The sequence below is a fragment of the Candidatus Kurthia intestinigallinarum genome, from assembly GCF_003991225.1.
Classification (GTDB): domain Bacteria; phylum Bacillota; class Bacilli; order Bacillales_A; family Planococcaceae; genus Kurthia; species Kurthia populi.
This window is the reverse complement of the sequence record NZ_JTFC01000231.1, coordinates 1-1,154: the sequence shown is the minus strand read 5'-3', so window position 1 is coordinate 1,154 and position 1,154 is coordinate 1. Positions and strand designations below refer to the sequence as shown.

Annotated in this window: 2 protein-coding genes; both read right to left on the bottom strand. The window is 34.3% G+C overall.

The window, feature by feature from the left end:
• Positions 1-186: hypothetical protein (locus tag QI30_RS20090; RefSeq protein WP_148113933.1), on the bottom strand; the 186-nt coding region annotated here is incomplete at its 3' end.
• Positions 186-1,019: a ParA family protein gene (locus QI30_RS20085; RefSeq protein ID WP_126992169.1), complete on the bottom strand. Its 834-nt coding sequence runs from the start codon at positions 1,017-1,019 to the stop codon at positions 186-188. The genes QI30_RS20090 and QI30_RS20085, both read right to left, overlap by 1 nt.
• Positions 1,020-1,154 lie beyond the last annotated feature (135 nt).

Genomic DNA, 1,154 nt, shown 5'->3' with positions numbered 1-1,154 from the left:
CTTTGATTTTGTTTGTTCTTTTTTAGGTGCTGCTTTTGCTTTCTCTTTTACAACTTCTACAGCATCAGTATTTTCTACAGTATCTGTTTCGTTTTCTACTTCTTCTAACGTGAAAGTTTGTTCTGGTTCAATACGAGGCGAACGTTGCAAAATCTTCTTTTTATTCTTATTTAATAAATTACTCATTATGCTTCCTCCTGTAATGCTAATTCAGCATTTAAACGTTCAACGAACTCTTTAGCAATTTTTTTATACGTATGGTGTACGCGTCGATCATGCATGTCATCATAAGTAATGCCCGTAATATCGAATCGTTTTAGACGTTCCATATTATGCACGACATTTTCGAATAAGTTTTCTTCACCAAAGATGTCTTTTGCACTTTCTAAAGTCGCCATATCAACTGGCGCACCATTTTTCAAGAGAACAGGTAAAATACCGATAATGTCTAAATGTGCATCGTAATCATCAATCAATGATTGTAAATACGCTGTAAAACCTTCTGCACCTTGTAAGCTGCGCTCATGTGTTTGAAGTACAACGACTACGAAATCAGAAGCGTATAGTGCCGAATCCGTAATATCCGAAATTGTTGGTGGCACATCGATGAAAATAAAATCAAAATCACTACGCAATGGCTCCAGTAATTGTGAAAAATATTGAACACGATCTTTTAATGACGTTCCAAATTTACGTTCCAGGAATCGAGGGTAAAGAGCAAAGTCACTAAAACTTGGTAGCAAATACAAATTTTCTTTAATTTCAGTTACAATCTGCTTCAAATCTTCTTCTTTGATGGCTGTCATCAATGTTTTGTTGAACGAATGAATATCGCCACTAACGACCTCTTTCGTTTTTAAATAAAGGGATGTGGCATTCGCCTGCGGATCTTGGTCACATAATAATACTTTGTAACCTTGATCAGCCAATTCATAAGCCAACATCGTAGAATTAGTCGTTTTACCTGTTCCACCTTTAAAATTACCAAAAGTCACTACTACTGCATTTCTCTCATCCATATTAACCCTCCTACAAACTTTTCTGTTAAAATATATGCATATATTTTAACATAGAATGTATTTTATATACCATTAATATATAGGGTCTAATCACTAGATTAAAAGAGTTGTAAATGTGAATATATGCATATACGT